We start from the raw sequence: 17010 nt of genomic DNA, 5'->3' as shown, positions 1-17010 counted from the left end.
TGTGAATCGTAAAGTAAAGCCAGATTATTGAGGCTAGTGGCAACATCGGGATGGTCCTGCCCAAGCAAGCGTTGTCTCAGCTCCAACGCCTGCGCTAACAAAGGCTCTGCCTCACTGTAGCGGCCCTGAGCACGGTAAAGTGCAGCCAGATTATTGAGGCTATTGGCAACAGAGGGATGGTCCTGCCCGAGCAAGCGTTGTCTGAGCTCCAACGCCTGCAGATACAAAGGCTCAGCCTCACTGTAGCGGCCCTGTGAATCGTAAAGTAAAGCCAGATTATTGAGGCTAGTGGCAACATCGGGATGGTCCTGCCCAAGCAAGCGTTGTCTCAGCTCCAACGCCTGCAGATACAAAGGCTCAGCCTCACTGTAGCGGCCCTGTGAATCGTAAAGTAAAGCCAGATTATTGAGGCTAGTGGCAACATCGGGATGGTCCTGCCCAAGCAAGCGTTGTCTCAGCTCCAACGCCTGCGCTAACAAAGGCTCTGCCTCTGTGTACTGAGCACGTTGCGCTAGGTAGTATCCAGTTTGATTGAGCAAATCGGATACTACCTGAGGGAACTCACGCTGCAACGTTTCGGCCAGCTTGATTGCGGCTCTGGCATGAGGAAGCCAACGGTCACACAGTGGCCAGTCTTTGTATTCGTCTCCTGGGTGTGCTTTGGCTAAAGCCCGTACTATTCGCTCTGCCCAAAAATGATATGTGTCCGAGTCCAGTTCTGCTCTCAGGACTTCCTGTACCAAACGATGAATATCTAGAGTCTGGTCCGTAGGGTTACGGTGGATCAGCAAAAAGCGTCCTGCCTCTCGTAGTGCTTGGGCAAAGGCTAGAGGATCTGCTGCCACTGGTCCTAGTGTCTCGCCTAGCTCAGAAGCTCCTTTGCAGAAGATCTCTTCAGGGATGCTATCTGGAGCCAGAAATGCACAAAGGCGGAGCAAGTCTGCTGCTTCGGGGTTACGTTCCAGCACCTTCTCAAACGCTAGTGAGAACGTAATGGTCACACTGGGATGGTCCTCTGCCAGTTCTCCTCGTTCTGCTAGCAGTTCTGCGCCTCTAGCTTGGTAGAGGTTGAAATATTCCGCCAAACTGGATGGCGTCTCTTCGATAAATGCGCCTGCCTGATCCAGTGCTAACGGCAAACCATCCAATTCCTCAACAATGGTTCGTGCCAAACCTTGGTCTGCTTCAGAAGCAGCCTCTAACGCATCGTCCTCTGCAACCAACTTAGCGCGACGCAGCAGAAACAATGCACCCTCATCACGGGACATTTTCTTGATCTCAACCCGCTCGAACCTGCCTGTTGCTTGAGCGCGAGTCGTCAGTAGGATATGTCCCTTGCCGGTCTTGGGCAAAAACTCCCGTAGCAGGTTCAACTCATCGGCATTGTCCAGCACTAGCAGCCAATCGCAATGAGTTTCTAGCCAGTTCTTCACTACGGCAACAATCAAACTCTGGTCTTGCTGTTGGCTAATAGGCAAACCAAGCTTCTCGGCAATTGCGGCAAAACCAGACACTAGTTCTTCCCGCGTCTCGGCCTGCACCCAAAACACCGCCTGATAATCTTGCTGGTCGTAATAGTGACGATAGGCATACTCCACAGCCGTTTGCGTCTTGCCAATCCCTCCCAGACCGCTTAGAGCGGTTGCACTGGCCCCCCCAGCCCCCCGAGTTCGGGGGGAGCCAGACCCCTCTCCGTTTCCCCCCAAACTTGGGGGGTTAGGGGGGCCTCCCAGCTTCCTGCGCAAGTCTGCCAGCACATCCTCACGTCCTGTGAAGAAGTGATTACGCTCTTGCGGCACATTCCACCAGTGTTCTGACCCTTTATACTCAACGTTTTGGGAAGTAGATGGTCTCTCCAGGGCTTCTCGAATCGCTTTTGTTACCTTGACCCAAAGTTCTTCTTGCTCCCAATCCAGCATTTTGCTCAGTGGTTTCAGCGCTGGATTCACGGCCTGGAATTTGGAGAGGCTTTCAGGCAAACTGCAAGGTCTAACAATGACTGGCAAAATCACCAAGCCTCGACTTTCTGCTGCTGACAAGAGTGGAGGCAACTCATCTCGGTGGATAAAGTCTGAAGCTAGAAAATCCGCACTGATTAGCAAGACTGCAACTTCTGCCGCAGCAAGCGCCTGCTCAATTTCCCGTTGCCAGAGATCCCCCGGTTGAATCCGTGTATCGTCCCAACAGTCCATCGTCCCATCCCGCTCAAAAGGCTTGAGATGAACTTGGAGCTGCTCTAACCACTTCCCATCTTTGTGGCTGTAGCTAATAAACACCTTTGGGCGTTGTTGCTGGGAAGCAGTCATAACGCTTGCTCAAATGGAGTTGGTCAGAACTTAAGGTCCATTCTGGCAGCTTTAGAGAAAGCTGTGGTTAAAGCTATCTCGGGCCGATAACTTGACCAAACATAGGCTTCAATTGCTCGGCATCTTGGAGAGGATTGCAGCAATTGCTGGAAGGATTGCAGCATGCTTGATCTGCCCTGCTGCAATCCTCGAATAAATCTCCACACGTTTGTGCAAGACTCCTGCATGTTTGCGATTAATAGCTACATGCCTATGTTGAACAGCTACATGCTTATGTCGAATCTCCCCATGTTTACGCCCAACGGCCACACGCTTACGCCGGACGCCTACAAGCCTCCGCCCAATACCTACAAATTCCCGCCAAAAGACTACAACGCTAGAAGCTGCCGCTACAGCTCAGGCGTTGTCCAACCAGCATTCAGCCACAGCGCCCCTACTTACAGCGCGTAAAGCTCACCGTACTTGCGTTGGATATAGCGCAAATAGGGCTCAATGCTCAACGGGCTACCCGTCACCTGCTCAATCAATTGCGGTGCCGTGTACTTGCGACCATGCTGATAGATCTTCGTTTTCAGCCAATCATGCAACGGGCCAAACTGTCCCTGGGCGATCTGCTCCGGAACCTCCGGCTGAGCCTTCAGCGCCGCCTCAAAAAACTGCGCACTCATCAGATTGCCCAGCGTGTAGCCCTGGAACATACCGCCAATCTGACCGCCATACCAGTGCACATCCTGCAACACACCCTCGCTGTCCCTCTGCGGCAGCAAGCCCAAATCGCTGCGATAGCGCTCATTCCAAGCCTCAGGCAAATCGCGCACCGCCAGACGACCCTCCAGCAGATCCAGCTCCAAATCGAAGCGAATCATCACATGCAAGTTGTAAGTCACCTCATCCGCATCCGTGCGAATCAGCGACTTAGCCACCTTATTAATGGCTCGATAAAACGTATCCAGCGAAACCTGACCCAACTGCTGCGGAAAAACCGCCTGCAACCGCGGATAGAAAAAGCTCCAGAAACTGCGACTGCGGCCCACCATGTTTTCCCACAACCGCGACTGACTCTCATGCACCCCAGACGACACCCCACCCGCTAGCGGCGTCCCCTCAAACTCCGGCGAAATGCCCTGCTCATAAAGCGCGTGTCCAGTTTCGTGCACCGTACTAAAAATAGTCTCGCCTAGGAAATTCTCCTGAACCCGCGTGGTGATCCGCACATCCCCAATCGAGAAATTGGTCATAAACGGGTGCAGCGTCTTGTCCTGCCGCCCCCGCTGAAAGTCGTAACCCAGCCGCTCAATCGTCGCCAAACTAAAGGCCAACTGCTCAGCTTCCGGGAAAATCTGATGCAAACAAGCATCATCCGCAACCGGCTCAGCCGTGATCGCCTGCACAATCGGCACCAACCGACCGCGCAACTCCGCAAACAGAGCCCGCGTCGAGGCCGCACTCATGCCGTAGTCCGAAAAATCAATCAGCGGATCGGCAATGTGCTCGTAGCCAGGAAAGAAATTAGCCAGCTCCCGACTCAGTTCCAGCGTAGTTTCCAGGTGGGGCCGCACCGCCGCAAAATCACTATTGGCCCGCGCTTTAGCCCAGGCTTCATAAGTTGCAGTTTGATGGCTAGACAGTTTCGCCATAAAGGCCGCAGGCACCCGCACCGCTCGCTCATAATCGCGCCGAGTAATGCGAATCAAACTCGCCGCCTGCGAATCGTAAGGCAGGCTCGCTTCCATTGGGCGCAGGTCTTCGAGCAGCTGACCGATAGCCAGGTCCGTAAACTTCTCGTGAGCCAATTGCTTCAGCGTCGCTAGTTGGCGACCTCTGGCAGTTGCCCCACCGGGAGGCATATAGGTTGCCTGGTCCCAGTTCAACAGTGATGCAGCAGACTCCAGGTCATTAACTTCGGTAAGACGGACTTTCAGATCGAGCAGCTTAGAATCGGCTTTGTCGAGAGTCTGCATACTGTTGGTAGGTGCTTAGGTCTTCTTTAGTTCCTTATGTTACGCACTGGCTCAGGGAAACTGCCTGTCGTTGCCGTAACCAGTAAGGGCAGTCAAGCAATCGCTAGACACATGGGTTCACAATCTCCATCTCTGGATGCGTGGCATAGTTTGCGCTTTATGCAGTCATCGCCAAGCCAATCGCTAAAGACTTTGACTTAGCTCATCTGGAATGACTTAAACTCTGGAATGACTAAGAGAACTGAGCTGAGAAAACAATTAGCAAAAACCGAAAGATTGCACCCAGCCGTTGCAAGGGAGCAGTCAACCTTCTCAGCTACTGCCCAGCGGTTTCTAAGCATCTTCTCAGCCCTGCAAACCCTGACTCTAAGCTGGATCTAGGGGCCTGAGCTATCATATTAATTAGTATAAAGATAACTAAAAAGCAGAGCCGACGGTCATGGTGTTATTTGGATTTGGCAAGAAGCAAGGCCTGCCTACGGCTGAAGAGGCCTTACCTGGACGCGCACAACCCATGCCAGTGCCGGAACGTCATTTTGTTAACGGCAACCCCTTGAAGCCCCCCTTCCCAGAAGGTCTGGAGCAAGTAGTCTTTGGCCTGGGCTGCTTCTGGGGTGCAGAGCGTAAATTCTGGCAGCAACCTGGAGTTTACACCACCGCTGTTGGCTATGCCGCTGGCGTTACACCCAACCCCACCTATAAAGAAGTCTGCTCGGGCATGACCGGCCACAACGAAGTGGTGCTGGTAGTTTTTGACCCGAAAGTGATTAGCTACGAAACCCTACTAAAGCTGTTTTGGGAGAGCCACAACCCCACCCAAGGCATGCGCCAAGGCAATGACTCGGGCACCCAATATCGCTCAGGCATCTACACTTATTCAGACGAGCAAAAGAAACTCGCTGAGGCATCCAAAGCTGCTTACGAGCAAGCACTCAAAGCTAAAGGCTACGGGCCAATTACCACTGAAATTCTGGATGCACCAGAGTTCTATTACGCCGAAGATTACCACCAACAATACCTGGCCAAAAATCCCGGTGGCTATTGTGGCTTAGGCGGCACCAATGTCTGTTATCCCGCTGAAACCGAATCAGCCGTCAACTAACAGAACCAACAGCTAAGGCAAGATTTGAACTTAAAAGAGAGGTAAGCCAACTGCTGCCTCTCTTTTTTTCTCTTGACTGCCACATGAAACTATCCTTTTTCACTGCTGCAATTGTGTGAGCAACCAAGCCCCTACTTGTGCCTGATCTATTTGGCGACTACGGCGCAGCGCTTCTTCCAATAACGCAATTGCTAAACCTGGCAAAACCTGAGACTGGGTGATACGTTTGCTACCCTGATTTTCAACAGCAAGGGCAATAACCTGAGCCTTTTGCACATCAACTACCCAGTACTCAGAAACTCCCATTTCTTCATACATTAATCGCTTCTGGCCTAAATCTTCAGACAGCGAAGTATTAGCAATTTCAATCGCTAATTGAGGTGGGGTATAGCGACCCAAATCGACAATGCCAGTGCCTCTAGGAATTGCCTGAGCAGACTCACCAAGGTAGTAGGCTAAATCCGGCTGACACTCGTGAATCTCTGGCTTACGAAAGCTACAGTTAATGAGCCCGTTTAGAGGGATGCCTTTGAGACTAGCGAACAAGCTAATCGCAAAGGAAATGACATTGTTATCAGAGGAATGATCGTAGCCAACTGGGGCCATTTCAATTCTCAAACGGTCGTTGTAGTAGTAGGTCTTAGCGTTCTGGTAAGTTGGGGCAGCCAGAATTGCTAAGTAATCTTGCCAGGTAGCTGGGAGCCATTCCTCGGTTGAGATTGGTGTTGAGATTGCCGCTGGTATTGGGGCTAGTGCTTCTGTCTGCGCTTGACTCATAGGGCTTTCTCTTCCTTATCCCTTATAGTAATGGCACAACAAAAATAAGTCGCCAACTCACTGCAATGCTAAAGCATGTAGCAAATTGACGACCCACTAATTTTCTGACTAGGAACTGAGTCAGTAAACCCTACTCAACTCCAACGCCAGAAGAGACCATCGCCGCCGGTAAAACAGCCGGACCACTGTGGTCTAGCGCTGCCTTCACCAAACCCACAAAGAGAGGATGGGGCGTGTTGGGACGCGAGTGGAACTCAGGATGGAACTGAGTGGCAATGAAATAGGGATGGCTGAATGGTCGCCCTGGACCCGGTTGAGTTGGAAGCTCAATAATTTCCACCAATCGGTTATCTGGGGAAGTGCCACTAATCACGTAGCCCGACTCCAAGAACAGATTGCGGTAGGCATTGTTGAACTCATAGCGGTGGCGGTGCCGTTCGTAAACGACTGACTCTTTATAGAGTTGCTCGGCCAGCGTTCCCGCCACAATCCGACAAGGGTAGAGCCCAAGTCGCATCGTCCCACCCAGATCAACAACATCCTGTTGCTCTGGCAACAAGTTGATCACTGGATTAGAGGTGTTGGGCGAGAATTCTGAGCTATCCGCCTCCTGCAAGCCCGCAATGTGCCTTCCCCACTCGATCACTGAGCACTGCATGCCCAGACACAACCCCAGGAAGGGAAGCTTGTGTTCACGAGCATAGGCGACAGCGCCAATCTTGCCATCCACGCCGCGCGCGCCGAAGCCACCCGGCACGACAATTCCCTGCATATTTTGCAGATAGCGCTCGGCTCCGTGCTTTTCGATATCTTCCGAGTTCACCCAGTGCAGGCGAATCTTACAACCCAAGGCCACGGAAGCATGGGTCAAGGCTTCGGTCACTGAGAGATAAGCATCGTTGAGACGGACGTACTTGCCGACAATGGCTAGATCCACCTGACGCACCGGGTGCTGCAAGCGGTCTACCAGAGTTTCCCAAGCATCTAGATTGGGTGGCCGTTTCTCCAGAGCTAATAGCTCTAACGCCTGTTGCGCTAAACCTTCTCGCTCCAGAATCAACGGCACCTCGTAGATCGAGCGGGCATCCTGGCAGGTCACGACGCACTCAACCGGCACATCGCAGAACTCAGCGATTTTCTCTTTGAGGCCCAGTTGCAACGGACGGTCGCAACGGCAGACCAAGATATCGGGTTGGATGCCAATCGAGCGCAGTTCCTTCACGGAGTGCTGCGTCGGCTTAGTCTTCATCTCCCCGGCCGAGGGAATCCACGGCACCAAGGTCACGTGCATGTAGAGCACGTTGCCGCGACCTACATCTTTGCGGAACTGCCGAATAGCCTCTAGGAAGGGCAACGACTCGATATCGCCAACCGTGCCGCCAATTTCTACCAGCACCACATCGGGGTTCATGTTCTGAGCAACCCGATGGATCCGCTCTTTAATCTCGTTGGTAATGTGGGGGATTACCTGCACCGTGCCACCCATGTAATCACCGCGACGTTCTTTGTTGAGCACCGCCTGGTAGATTGAGCCCGTGGTCACACTATTAAGTTTGGACATGGCGGTATCCGTGAACCGCTCATAGTGCCCCAGGTCCAGGTCAGTCTCCGCGCCATCATCGGTGACGAACACCTCTCCATGCTGGAAAGGGCTCATGGTGCCAGGGTCCACGTTAATATAGGGGTCCAACTTGAGGATGGACACAGAGTAGTCTCTTGATTTGAGCAAGCGGCCTAAACTTGCTGCTACGATCCCCTTGCCGATGCTGGACACCACACCACCGGTCACGAAGATAAATTTAGTCATAATAAGACCTGAAGGCGGTCAGCCCCCCAAGATAACCCTTTGATTATAGGAGGGTAAACGCATTACAGGGCATCTCCACCCCTAGAGCACGCCGTCTCTCCTTAGGGCAGGAGAGGCTGAGCCGTCTGCGACTACCTGTTACATATGTCACAATGAACCTGTCGGTATGGAGGTGGTTAGCTATGGCCCAAGCTCATAACAAAATCCTCGTTGTCGATGATGAAGTCGCAACCCGGACCCTCGTCTACCGATATCTGACGAAGCAAGGTTACCAAGTTGAGTCGGCTGGCGATGGCGTTAATGCCATGGCTACGTTTGCACAGTTCAGACCTAACTTAGTCATCCTGGACCTAAATTTACCTGACACCAGCGGCTACCGTTTGTGTCAGGAGATGCAAGCGCAGCATCCGGTGTTCGTGCTGATGCTGACGAGCCGTAGTGATGAGATTGACCGGATTCAGGGCTTTTCCCAAGGCGCGGACGACTACATCACCAAGCCCTTCAGCTTGGTTGAGCTTGACCGCCGCGTGAAGATGATTCTGGCGAGTGCCAGCGTTCAGGAGAGCGGTCGGAAGAACTAGTCCTGCAACCAAAGACCGGAAGGGTAGGACTGGAAACTTAAGCCCGGAAATATAACTGGAAATATAAGTGGAGTGAGGCAGGCTGCTGGGTATTGCCGCTCAAACCGGTTCCCGGCCTGCTGTTCCACTGGCGCTCAGCTTTAAGCCCGATTGCATAAGTCCCCAGCCAATTGCCATTAATAGTCCAGCCACGATCAGAAATCCCAAGTCCCACGCCGCTTCATGGGGACCAGATTTCACATGGTGAATTTGCAGGATGTAATGGTCAATCAAGCCTTCGACTAGGTTGAAGGTGCCTGCACCTAGGAGCAGCGCCCCGCCAAACACGCGCCCTGACCCTGCTGCCTGGACCTGACGACCGACTCGCCACAGCAGACCTACGCCAACTGCTGTCAGCACCGCAGAGCCCAGGTGAAAAAAGCCATCGGCCAGGGTGTTGATCTCCAGGCCAGAGACTGTCTCAGCTGAGTAACCTGCATCGGTGAGCATGTGGTGCCATTGCAGAATTTGGTGCAACACAATGCCATCGAAAAAACCGGCCAGCCCCAGGCCCAAAAAGAAGCCGGGCGCAACTAAGGGCTTGGCAGAGGCCGGTTGGGCGGTTGGTGGGCTTGCGGTCGTAGTCATGGACTTGAGCTGGACTTGATTGTGCTGTGCTTGAGCGAACTGGGCTTGAGCGGGCTAAGGCTTGTTTGTGAGGCTTGGTCAGGCTTCATCGCGAGCGTGAACTTGAGCTGGAGGAGAAGTGGCTTCTACAGCGGTGAAGGGCTCCAGAATTTTGTAAGTGTGACTGGAGCCTTTGGGAACGACCCAAGAATCTCCTGCTTCTAACAGCACTACTTGACCTTCTGAATGCAGTTCTGCTCGCCCTGCAATGACATAGCCAACTGTTTCGTAATCCCGCTGAGTCGGTGGTTTAGCTTCATTGGGTTGCTCGTTCTCCCAAAGTCGCATTGCCAGGCTCTTACCTGAAGCCAAATACTTTTGTCCTGCTTGACCGTGAGGTGAATGGGAAGAGCTAATTTTGATAACAGTTGTGTCAGTCATTAGTTCAATTAAATCTAGATAGTTTTGGATAATTATGATGTGCTCAGCCAGCCTGAGGAAAGCTGAATCTTAAGCTGAGGCATCACTGCTCAGTGTGGTTCTAGAGGCAGAACGACAACCTCATCCGCAAGGCATAGGCCAGCTATAGGCCAGTGATAGTCGGGTTCTAAGGTTGGACCTTGGCAACTGGATTCTGCGTTCTGAATTTTGTGTGTGCAGATTCGCTACAGGCGCTACAAGAGCACTTTGGTTCGGCTACCTAGATCGGAGGGTAAACCTGGCCAAGGGCGTACCTCTCGGGCTAGGTGTAAGACAAAGCAGCTGCAACCTTGATTGGAGTGGGCGGATTTTGAAAGCAGCCCTACATCAAGGAGAGTTATTTAGACATGGTTAAGTTAACGAACATTGCTACCGCCCTGGTTACGACTGGTGCATTGCTGGCTCTAAGCCTGCCTGCTGAGGCTCAAACCAGTGGTACCAGCCGACCCAGTGGAGCTACAACCCAACCCGGTCAAACCAACCAGCAGCCTCATGGCTCAATGGGTGGCTCAACGGGTGGCTCAATGACCCAGCCCAGCAGCACCACGCCGCAATCTGGCCGGACCAACCGCCCCACTGCTCAAGGTCTGAATGCTACAGACTTGCAGTTCATGTATTTAGCTGCTGATGGGGGTATGGCCGAGGTTCAGTTTGCGCAACAGGCTCTGCGTCGCTCCTCTAGCAATGAGGTTAAGCAGTACGCCCAACGCATGATCCAAGAGCACACGCAGGCCAACAACCAACTGATGCAGATCGCTGCTCGCAAGGGTGTTACGCTGCCCCGCAGCTTAAGCCCGGCAAATCAAGCCGTACTGCGACGGCTGTCTAACCTCTCTGGCGCCGCTTTTGACCGGGAGTATATGAGCGTGGCTGGGGTTGCTAGCCACGGCGTGCAGGCTGCCCTGTTCCAGGGTGAAGTTCAGCAGGGTCAAGACCAGGATGTCGTTGCCTTTGCTACCAGACTTCTGCCCAACGTGCAGGGCCATCTGGAAATGGCACGTACGATGGCCAACACCACCGTTGGCGTCAACCGCTAGTCAAGCCTGAGGCTGATCTGAGCCCCTACTAGGGGCTCAATAGTAAACGCTAAGCTGCTCCAGGAATTGCAACCCCTTTTTGCGCATCAAGTGCTGATTGGGGTTGAGTTCCTAGAGCAGTTTGCAATAATTTGAATCCCAAAAATGGGACAATTTATTGGAGGAATCGGCAACTCGGTTAGGGACTGGTCGCCAGGTCCTTCAGCTTGGCTCGAATCGCTTCTACACGAGTACGATTTACACCCAGGTCAGATTTTCCCAGGCGTGAGGCCGAGCGGACGTGGATTACTTTTTCGGTCTCATCCACGTAGAATTCCACGTCATCCACAAAGCCCAGAAGCGCACTGGTGAACTCTGCGTACAAGTAATTTTTGCGCTCAGTGACGACTTTGGCTCTTGGTACACTTTGAACCGCTGCCTTCACCGCAGCCATTGCCTGCTCTGGGCTAGAGGTATAGGGGAAAGGGGCAATGCTGTGCTCTTTGTCCTGAGCTGAGGCTTGGCTACAAACACAGTTGGGCGAATCGGGACAGGCGGCTAGCTTGCCCTCTCGAACTCCAATATAGGTAGGACGCGTTCCTGCAAACATTCTCAATCCTCTTAGGTCCCTGATTCAGCATGGCATGGCAGGGTGATTTTTAGAAACTTTGAGAACAGGAACGGCTAAGCCTTAACCGTAGGCTAGCTCCTTAAGCTGCTTGCACAACTGCTCAAATTCTCCAGTTTCATCTTTGTCTACTGATTCTTTGTCTACTGATAAGCATAAGGACGGGGCAGAGAATCGGTTTTCAATAATACAAGCAGGATTTCGCTCAGGTTTATCTTTCGCAGTTTAAATGGATACCAACAACCCCCTGAATGTTGTCTAGGCAACAGGGGGTTGTTAGCTATTGTCTTAACGCTTAAGTTTGGGCGCTAGGCGGAGGTAGAAGTCTGTGACGACTTTGCCTCAATAGATTCCAAGCGGCTCTTAAGGTCTTGGTTATCTTTCTTAAGCTGGTCGAGTTCTTCGCGCAACTGCTTTAGTGAACCATCGGTTCCCACCTTCTGCTGAACTCTCTGCACAGCTTCTTCGGCCATACGCCGGACTCGTCCATCTGGGGTTGACTCAACTAGCCCGCTCAGAATGCTAATCGCCTCTGGCGTATCTAATTGCCCTAGAGCCACCACAGTGGAGACTTGAGTCAAGAAGAAAGTTTCACCTCCCAGTTGCCGCAGCCGCTCGATCACTCTGCCCTGACGGACTTTGGTTTGGGCTGAGCCAAAGGTGCCCAGTGAGCGAATCGCTGCCAGCCGTAAAGCCTGGGGGGTGCCAAGAGCTGTATATTGCAGCAGCAAATCTAGCGCTTCGTCTGATTCCTTGAGCTTGGCCAACCCAGCAGTCGCGCCAGTGCGAACTACTTCGTTCCAACCCGCTTTGGTCTCCAGGGTCGTTTTCAATAACTGAACCGTCTGCTGTAGATCAACTCCGCTGATGCTGCTGGCGGCAATGGTGCCCAGGGAGGTGGCGGCAGCGGCTTCAACTAGGTAGCTCGGGTCGCCTTGCTCTAGGAAGGGCTGAATGAGCTGATAACTCTCCGCAGCCTTATCTCCGCTCAGCGCCAGAATCACAGCTCGACGCACCCGAGCTTCTGAGTCTTGTAGACCCTTTGCCAACGACTCAGTCGCCTGATCCAGCTTGATCGAGCCCAGAGCCTCAGCTACTTCTAGCCGCACCCCCCAGAAGGCATCTTCCAACAGCGCTTGTTCCAACGCTTTCACCGCCTCTAGATTGCCTTTACGCGCTAGAGCTTCAGCGGCATAAATGCGATCTAGGGGGTCAGGGCTGAATTGCAGTTGGGCTTTTAACTCAGCCAAACCGTATTCCAGAGTGACTTTCTTGAGAAAGTGATTGCCTTGGTCAAAACTGACGAATTGGGGCTTGCTGGCCAGAGGAAAATAGAAACTCTGTTCTTTCTCATGGACTCGCACCGTGAAAGTTTGAAATTGCTTGCCATCGTCAAAGGCGAAAGCAATGGGCAATTTTAGATCGAACAGCTCAGTTTGACTTTGGGTGATCGTCACTTTGGCCAAGTGACTATCGCCGTCCCAGGCATAAGCAACTTTGTATTCGGGATGGCCACCTCGGAAAACGTATTGATCAAATAGAAAGGCTAAATTGCGTCCAGTAGACTTATCAATTGCCCTGAGCAAATCAACCGTTTCGACTGTTTTGTGAGCATGGTCGCGCACGAAGGTTTGAATTGCCTTCCAGAATAAATCCTCACCCAATTCGGCGCGGAGCATGTGATAAACGCAGGCTCCCTTTTCATACAGGTGCCGGTCATAAAGCTCAATGGCCTCCCGATAAACGTGGGTGACAATCGGGCGACGGTAGCGGCCACTATCTTCGCTGAAATAATTGCGAGCTTCATTTAAGCGGTAATAAGCCGCTTCTTGAGGGCCATACTCGTGGTCTGTCCACATGATTTCTGAATAGGAGGCCATGCCCTCTTTAATCCAGGCATGGGACCAGTGCTTAATCACCACCAAGTCGCCAAACCATTGATGGCACAGCTCATGGGCCACCAAGCTCTCTGCATTGCGGTTGTCTATTGCCGCCCGCTCATCCAGCAGACAGCGGTCGGTCAGGAGGGTGGTTGACGTGTTCTCCATGCCACCGAAGATAAAGTCATCGACGCAGACTTGCGCGTACTTCGGGTAGGGATAGGCGTAACCGTATTGCTCACTGAAGAATTCGATCATGCGAGGCGTTTTGCCCATCGTGCGGCGGGCATCTTCTTCGCGACCTTTCTCAACGTAATAGGTCACGGGAATCGAGTGCCATTCATCCCGAAGCTCAGCGAACTTACCCACTGCCAAGGTCATCAAATAGGTTGGGTGAACCTGGGGCTGATACCAGTGGTAAGTTTTGGACCCATTAACCTCTTCAACCCCCTGCAATTCGCCATTAGAAATGACTAAAAAATCTTTGGGAACTTTGACTTTAATTTCTGAGGTGGCCAGCTGGCCGGGGTAGTCGAAGCAGGGAAACCAGAAGCGCGAATCTTCATCTTCACCCTGCGTCCAAACCTGAACTGGCTTGTTGGGATAATGCTCGGTTGGCGCAATAAAGTAGATGCCGCGCTGGGGATGATCAATGTGGTAGGCAATCTCCAGGGTGATTGCGGCTCCAGCTCGGGTTGGCTCTTGTAGCCGCACCTTGAGAAATTCCCCGTCGTAATCAAAGGGTTGGGCAGTTCCTGCCACCTCAACCTGCTCGATCTGCAAACTCACCGCATCGAGCGTTAAGTCAGTCAAACCATCGCGCACCGGGTTTAGCCGGATTTGACAAAGACCTGCAACCCGCTGCTGCTCCAAATCCAGGGTGAGGTCTAGGGCAATATGTTCAACTTGTCCAGGCCGGTCGGGATTGTAGTGAGGACGGGCACCAGGTAGTTCGAAGGACTTGGTTTTAGCCTCGTCCAGGTAGAGATTTTCCCAGCCAAGCCGCTGCTTTCGACTCATACGTCCACCCAATGCTGCGCTTTTCAATGACTACAGCGTAGCGGATTCACAGCTCGATGGTGCTAAGACTAAGGCCCAGCAGGCTACCCGATAAGTCAGTAAGCCTAGCAAAGTTTTTGTAAAGTTTTGTAAGAGCCTGCGTAAGCCTACGGAGATGGCCTGAGAGGTCTACAGAAGCTTACAAGCTCAGCTCACATCAGCACAACCTAACTACTTTAGCCAGCTATGCGCTCTAGCTAACTCTAGTGGGTTGAGGCAGCGATCTCTGTGCTTGGGATTGGAGCTTGCTGATTGTACTATATTTAAGGCGGCAATAAAATGACGGCGGAGTTTAACGTTGGTCCCCTAGGTTATGACGTTACTCAAACCTTTCAGGATTCTGTTGACGACACTGATCCCAGTGATGTCTATGGCTTCTCCTTAAGTGAAGCCCAACCCCTCAACTTATCCCTAACTGGCATCACAGAGAATACAGATGTTGATGTTCGGCTGTACCGAGATATCAACGGCAACGGTCAAATCGATTATGACGTAGATCAAGCTGTTGCTAGTTCAATTCGTGGTAGCAACCAGGATGATTTCATCAATCTTGATTCCTTGGATGCAGGGCAATACCTTGCAGATGTTTATCAATATGCAGGCGACAGCCCATACACTTTGAGTCTGTCAACTACTAATCCCAGCAATCTCCTGCCTACTGAGGTTAATGTTGGCTCTTTAACTGATACCCAGACTTTCTTTGGTTCAGTTAACAGCACTAATACAGCTGACACCTACAGGTTCAGCCTCGATAGCGCAAGCGCTTTAAACTTGTCTCTTACAGGTCTGAGCCAAGACGCAGACGTTCGGCTAATCCAGGACAGTAACAATAACGGAGTCATCGACGATAGTGATGTAATTGAGAGTTCAGTTCGTGCTAGTAATTTTGACGAATCAATTAATCTGTCATCTCTGGGCCAAGGCGATTACTTTGCTCAAGTCTACCAATACAGTGGTGACACCGACTACACCCTCAGCTTGTCAGCTACTAATCCCAGCAATCTCCTGCCCACCGAGGTTAATGTTGGCTCTTTAACTGATACCCAAACTTTCTTTGGTTCGGTTAACAGCACTAATACAGCTGACACCTACAGGTTTAGCCTTGATGGCGCAAGTGCTTTGAACCTGTCTCTCACAGGTCTGAGCCAAGATGCAGATGTTCGGCTAATCCAGGACAGTAACAATAACGGAGTCATTGATGATATTGATGTAATCGAGAGTTCAGTTCGTGCTAGTAACTTTGACGAATCAATCAATCTATCGTCTCTGGGTCAGGGCGATTACTTTGCTCAGGTCTACCAATACAGTGGTGACACCGATTACACCCTCAGCTTGTCAACTACTAATCCCAGCAATCTCCTGCCCACCGAGGTTAATGTCGGTTCTTTAACTGGTACCCAAACTTTCTTTGGTTCAGTTAACAGTACTGATACAGCTGACACCTACAGGTTTAGCCTTGATAGCGCAAGTGCTTTGAATCTGTCTCTTACAGGTCTGAGCCAAGATGCAGACGTTCGGCTAATCCAGGACAGTAACAATAACGGAGTCATTGATGATAGTGATGTAATCGAGAGTTCAGTCCTTCCCAGTAATCTTGACGAATCAATTAATCTATCATCTCTGGCCCAAGGCGATTACTTTGCTCAAGTCTACCAATTTAGCGGTGACACTGATTACACCCTTAGCTTGTCAACTACTAATCCCAGTAATCTCCTGCCTACTGAGGTTAACGTCGGTTCTTTAACTGGTACCCAAACTTTCTTTGGTTCGGTTAACGGCACTGATACAGCTGACACCTACAGGTTTAGCCTTGATAGCGCAAGTGCTTTGAATCTGTCTCTTACAGGTCTGAGCCAAGATGCAGACGTTCGGCTAATCCAAGACAGTAACAATAACGGAGTCATTGATGATAGTGATGTAATCGAGAGTTCAGTCCTTCCCAGTAATTTTGACGAATCAATTAATCTATCGTCTCTGGGTCAGGGTGATTACTTTGCTCAAGTCTACCAATTTAGCGGTGACACTGATTACACCCTCAGCTTGTCAGCTACTAATTCAAACGATCTTTTGGTGAATGAAGTTGATATTGGCTCTGTGACTGGTCCTCAGGTCTTCAGAGACTCTGTTGGCAGCACCGACACGTCGGACTTGTATCGCTTCAGTGTTGATTTTGACAGCCCTCTCAATATCACAGCTAAAGGGCTGAGCAGTACCGCCTCTGTACGCTTCATTCAGGATGTCAATAGCAATGGTCTTGTAGAGTCTGGCGAATTCTTTAGCCCTACAGCCCGTGAAGGGGTTATTGCAGCAAACTTAAGCTCCTTGTCAACCAACAATCTTAGCCCAGGTACTTTCTATGTCCAGGTTTCTGATACTGATAACAGCAACTACAGCCTAGGCATATCCACTTCTGGACCGAGCGATTTGTTAGTTCCTGAGAATGACCTAGGAACTTTGGACAATGGAGCCCGTAACTTCAGTGACTCTGTGTCTAGCTTTGACACTTCTGATTTGTACAACTTCAGCCTGAGCGAATCCCGCAGCTTCACTGCCTCAATCAGTGGCCTCTCCAGTGATGCCGATCTCCGCCTGATCCAAGACCTGGATAGCAACGATATTATCGATTCAACTGACCTCATTATCGATTCAACTTTTGGAGGTACAACCACAGATACTGTCAACAGTCTTCTAGACGCAGGCAATTACTTTGTCCAGGTCTATCAGTTCTCAGGAGACACCTCTTACAATCTCGGCCTCACCGTGAGCTGAAGATGCCCCAGTTAAGTTGCTGCTAGACTATGCAGTCC

At 51.5% G+C, this 17010-nt stretch carries 13 protein-coding genes; 5 read left to right on the top strand and 8 right to left on the bottom strand.

What is annotated here, in order from left to right; genetic code table 11:
- Positions 1-2306 (bottom strand): FxSxx-COOH system tetratricopeptide repeat protein (gene fxsT, locus H6F94_RS14505; RefSeq protein ID WP_190802956.1); only part of this gene is annotated, 2306 nt, incomplete at its 3' end.
- Positions 2307-2579: 273 nt separating this feature from the next.
- Here fxsT and H6F94_RS14500 point away from each other — a divergent pair.
- Positions 2580-2756 carry a hypothetical protein gene (locus tag H6F94_RS14500; protein ID WP_190802955.1) on the top strand — a complete coding sequence of 59 codons (177 nt, stop codon included), beginning with the start codon at positions 2580-2582 and terminating at the stop codon, positions 2754-2756.
- Here H6F94_RS14500 and H6F94_RS14495 read toward each other — a convergent pair.
- A complete protein-coding gene (locus tag H6F94_RS14495) occupies positions 2744-4267 on the bottom strand; it encodes a carboxypeptidase M32 (protein WP_190802954.1) in 1524 nt (507 codons plus the stop codon). The genes H6F94_RS14500 and H6F94_RS14495 overlap by 13 nt on opposite strands.
- A gap of 439 nt (positions 4268-4706) precedes the next feature.
- On the opposite strand from H6F94_RS14495, the gene msrA reads away from it, so the two are divergent.
- On the top strand, positions 4707-5369 hold the full coding sequence (gene msrA / locus H6F94_RS14490; protein ID WP_190802953.1) for a peptide-methionine (S)-S-oxide reductase MsrA: 663 nt from the start codon (positions 4707-4709) through the stop codon (positions 5367-5369).
- Between the two features lie 99 nt (positions 5370-5468).
- Here the strand turns inward: msrA and H6F94_RS14485 are convergent, their stop codons facing one another.
- A complete protein-coding gene (locus tag H6F94_RS14485; RefSeq protein ID WP_190802952.1) occupies positions 5469-6146 on the bottom strand; it encodes a Uma2 family endonuclease in 678 nt (225 codons plus the stop codon).
- A 130-nt stretch (positions 6147-6276) separates the two neighbouring features.
- Positions 6277-7953 carry a CTP synthase gene (pyrG, locus tag H6F94_RS14480; protein ID WP_190802951.1) on the bottom strand — a complete coding sequence of 559 codons (1677 nt, stop codon included), beginning with the start codon at positions 7951-7953 and terminating at the stop codon, positions 6277-6279.
- A gap of 182 nt (positions 7954-8135) precedes the next feature.
- On the opposite strand from pyrG, the gene H6F94_RS14475 reads away from it, so the two are divergent.
- Positions 8136-8534, top strand: a complete 399-nt coding sequence (locus H6F94_RS14475) for a response regulator transcription factor (protein WP_190802950.1) — start codon at positions 8136-8138, stop codon at positions 8532-8534.
- Positions 8535-8633: 99 nt separating this feature from the next.
- Here the strand turns inward: H6F94_RS14475 and H6F94_RS14470 are convergent, their stop codons facing one another.
- Complete coding sequence (locus H6F94_RS14470; RefSeq protein WP_190802949.1) at positions 8634-9161, bottom strand: DUF2243 domain-containing protein; 528 nt, start codon at positions 9159-9161, stop codon at positions 8634-8636.
- Between the two features lie 78 nt (positions 9162-9239).
- Entirely contained in the window at positions 9240-9581 is a 342-nt protein-coding gene (locus H6F94_RS14465; protein WP_190802948.1) for a cupin domain-containing protein, read from the bottom strand.
- Between the two features lie 386 nt (positions 9582-9967).
- Between H6F94_RS14465 and H6F94_RS14460 the strand changes: the two genes are divergently transcribed.
- Positions 9968-10657 (top strand): DUF4142 domain-containing protein, encoded by a 690-nt coding sequence (locus H6F94_RS14460; RefSeq protein ID WP_190802947.1) that lies wholly within the window; start codon positions 9968-9970, stop codon positions 10655-10657.
- Between the two features lie 178 nt (positions 10658-10835).
- On the opposite strand, the gene H6F94_RS14455 is transcribed toward H6F94_RS14460, so the two are convergent.
- Positions 10836-11246 (bottom strand): DUF1499 domain-containing protein, encoded by a 411-nt coding sequence (locus H6F94_RS14455; RefSeq protein WP_190802946.1) that lies wholly within the window; start codon positions 11244-11246, stop codon positions 10836-10838.
- A gap of 326 nt (positions 11247-11572) precedes the next feature.
- A complete protein-coding gene (locus H6F94_RS14450) occupies positions 11573-14164 on the bottom strand; it encodes a M1 family metallopeptidase (RefSeq protein ID WP_190802945.1) in 2592 nt (863 codons plus the stop codon).
- A 318-nt stretch (positions 14165-14482) separates the two neighbouring features.
- On the opposite strand from H6F94_RS14450, the gene H6F94_RS14445 reads away from it, so the two are divergent.
- The gene (locus tag H6F94_RS14445) at positions 14483-16972 is read left to right on the top strand and encodes a pre-peptidase C-terminal domain-containing protein (RefSeq protein WP_190802944.1); all 2490 of its coding nucleotides are present in this window, start codon (positions 14483-14485) and stop codon (positions 16970-16972) included.
- The last annotated feature ends 38 nt before the right edge of the window (positions 16973-17010 follow it).

This window comes from Leptolyngbya sp. FACHB-261 (assembly GCF_014696065.1).
Classification (GTDB): Bacteria; Cyanobacteriota; Cyanobacteriia; order FACHB-261; family FACHB-261; genus FACHB-261.
The sequence above is the reverse complement of the archived record's forward strand: the minus strand, read 5'-3'. Positions and strand labels throughout refer to the sequence as shown.

Excerpts from the sequence above, each read along its gene's own strand:
- H6F94_RS14475 (WP_190802950.1), top strand. The coding sequence starts at position 8,136 with ATGGCCCAAGCTCATAACAAAATCCTCGTTGTCGATGATGAAGTCGCA.
- H6F94_RS14455 (WP_190802946.1), bottom strand. The coding sequence starts at position 11,246 with ATGTTTGCAGGAACGCGTCCTACCTATATTGGAGTTCGAGAGGGCAAG.
- H6F94_RS14485 (WP_190802952.1), bottom strand. The coding sequence starts at position 6,146 with ATGAGTCAAGCGCAGACAGAAGCACTAGCCCCAATACCAGCGGCAATC.
- pyrG (WP_190802951.1), bottom strand. The coding sequence starts at position 7,953 with ATGACTAAATTTATCTTCGTGACCGGTGGTGTGGTGTCCAGCATCGGC.
- H6F94_RS14445 (WP_190802944.1), top strand. The coding sequence starts at position 14,483 with ATGACGGCGGAGTTTAACGTTGGTCCCCTAGGTTATGACGTTACTCAA.
- H6F94_RS14495 (WP_190802954.1), bottom strand. The coding sequence starts at position 4,267 with ATGCAGACTCTCGACAAAGCCGATTCTAAGCTGCTCGATCTGAAAGTC.
- H6F94_RS14500 (WP_190802955.1), top strand. The coding sequence starts at position 2,580 with ATGTCGAATCTCCCCATGTTTACGCCCAACGGCCACACGCTTACGCCG.
- H6F94_RS14465 (WP_190802948.1), bottom strand. The coding sequence starts at position 9,581 with ATGACTGACACAACTGTTATCAAAATTAGCTCTTCCCATTCACCTCAC.
- msrA (WP_190802953.1), top strand. The coding sequence starts at position 4,707 with ATGGTGTTATTTGGATTTGGCAAGAAGCAAGGCCTGCCTACGGCTGAA.
- H6F94_RS14460 (WP_190802947.1), top strand. The coding sequence starts at position 9,968 with ATGGTTAAGTTAACGAACATTGCTACCGCCCTGGTTACGACTGGTGCA.
- H6F94_RS14470 (WP_190802949.1), bottom strand. The coding sequence starts at position 9,161 with ATGACTACGACCGCAAGCCCACCAACCGCCCAACCGGCCTCTGCCAAG.
- H6F94_RS14450 (WP_190802945.1), bottom strand. The coding sequence starts at position 14,164 with ATGAGTCGAAAGCAGCGGCTTGGCTGGGAAAATCTCTACCTGGACGAG.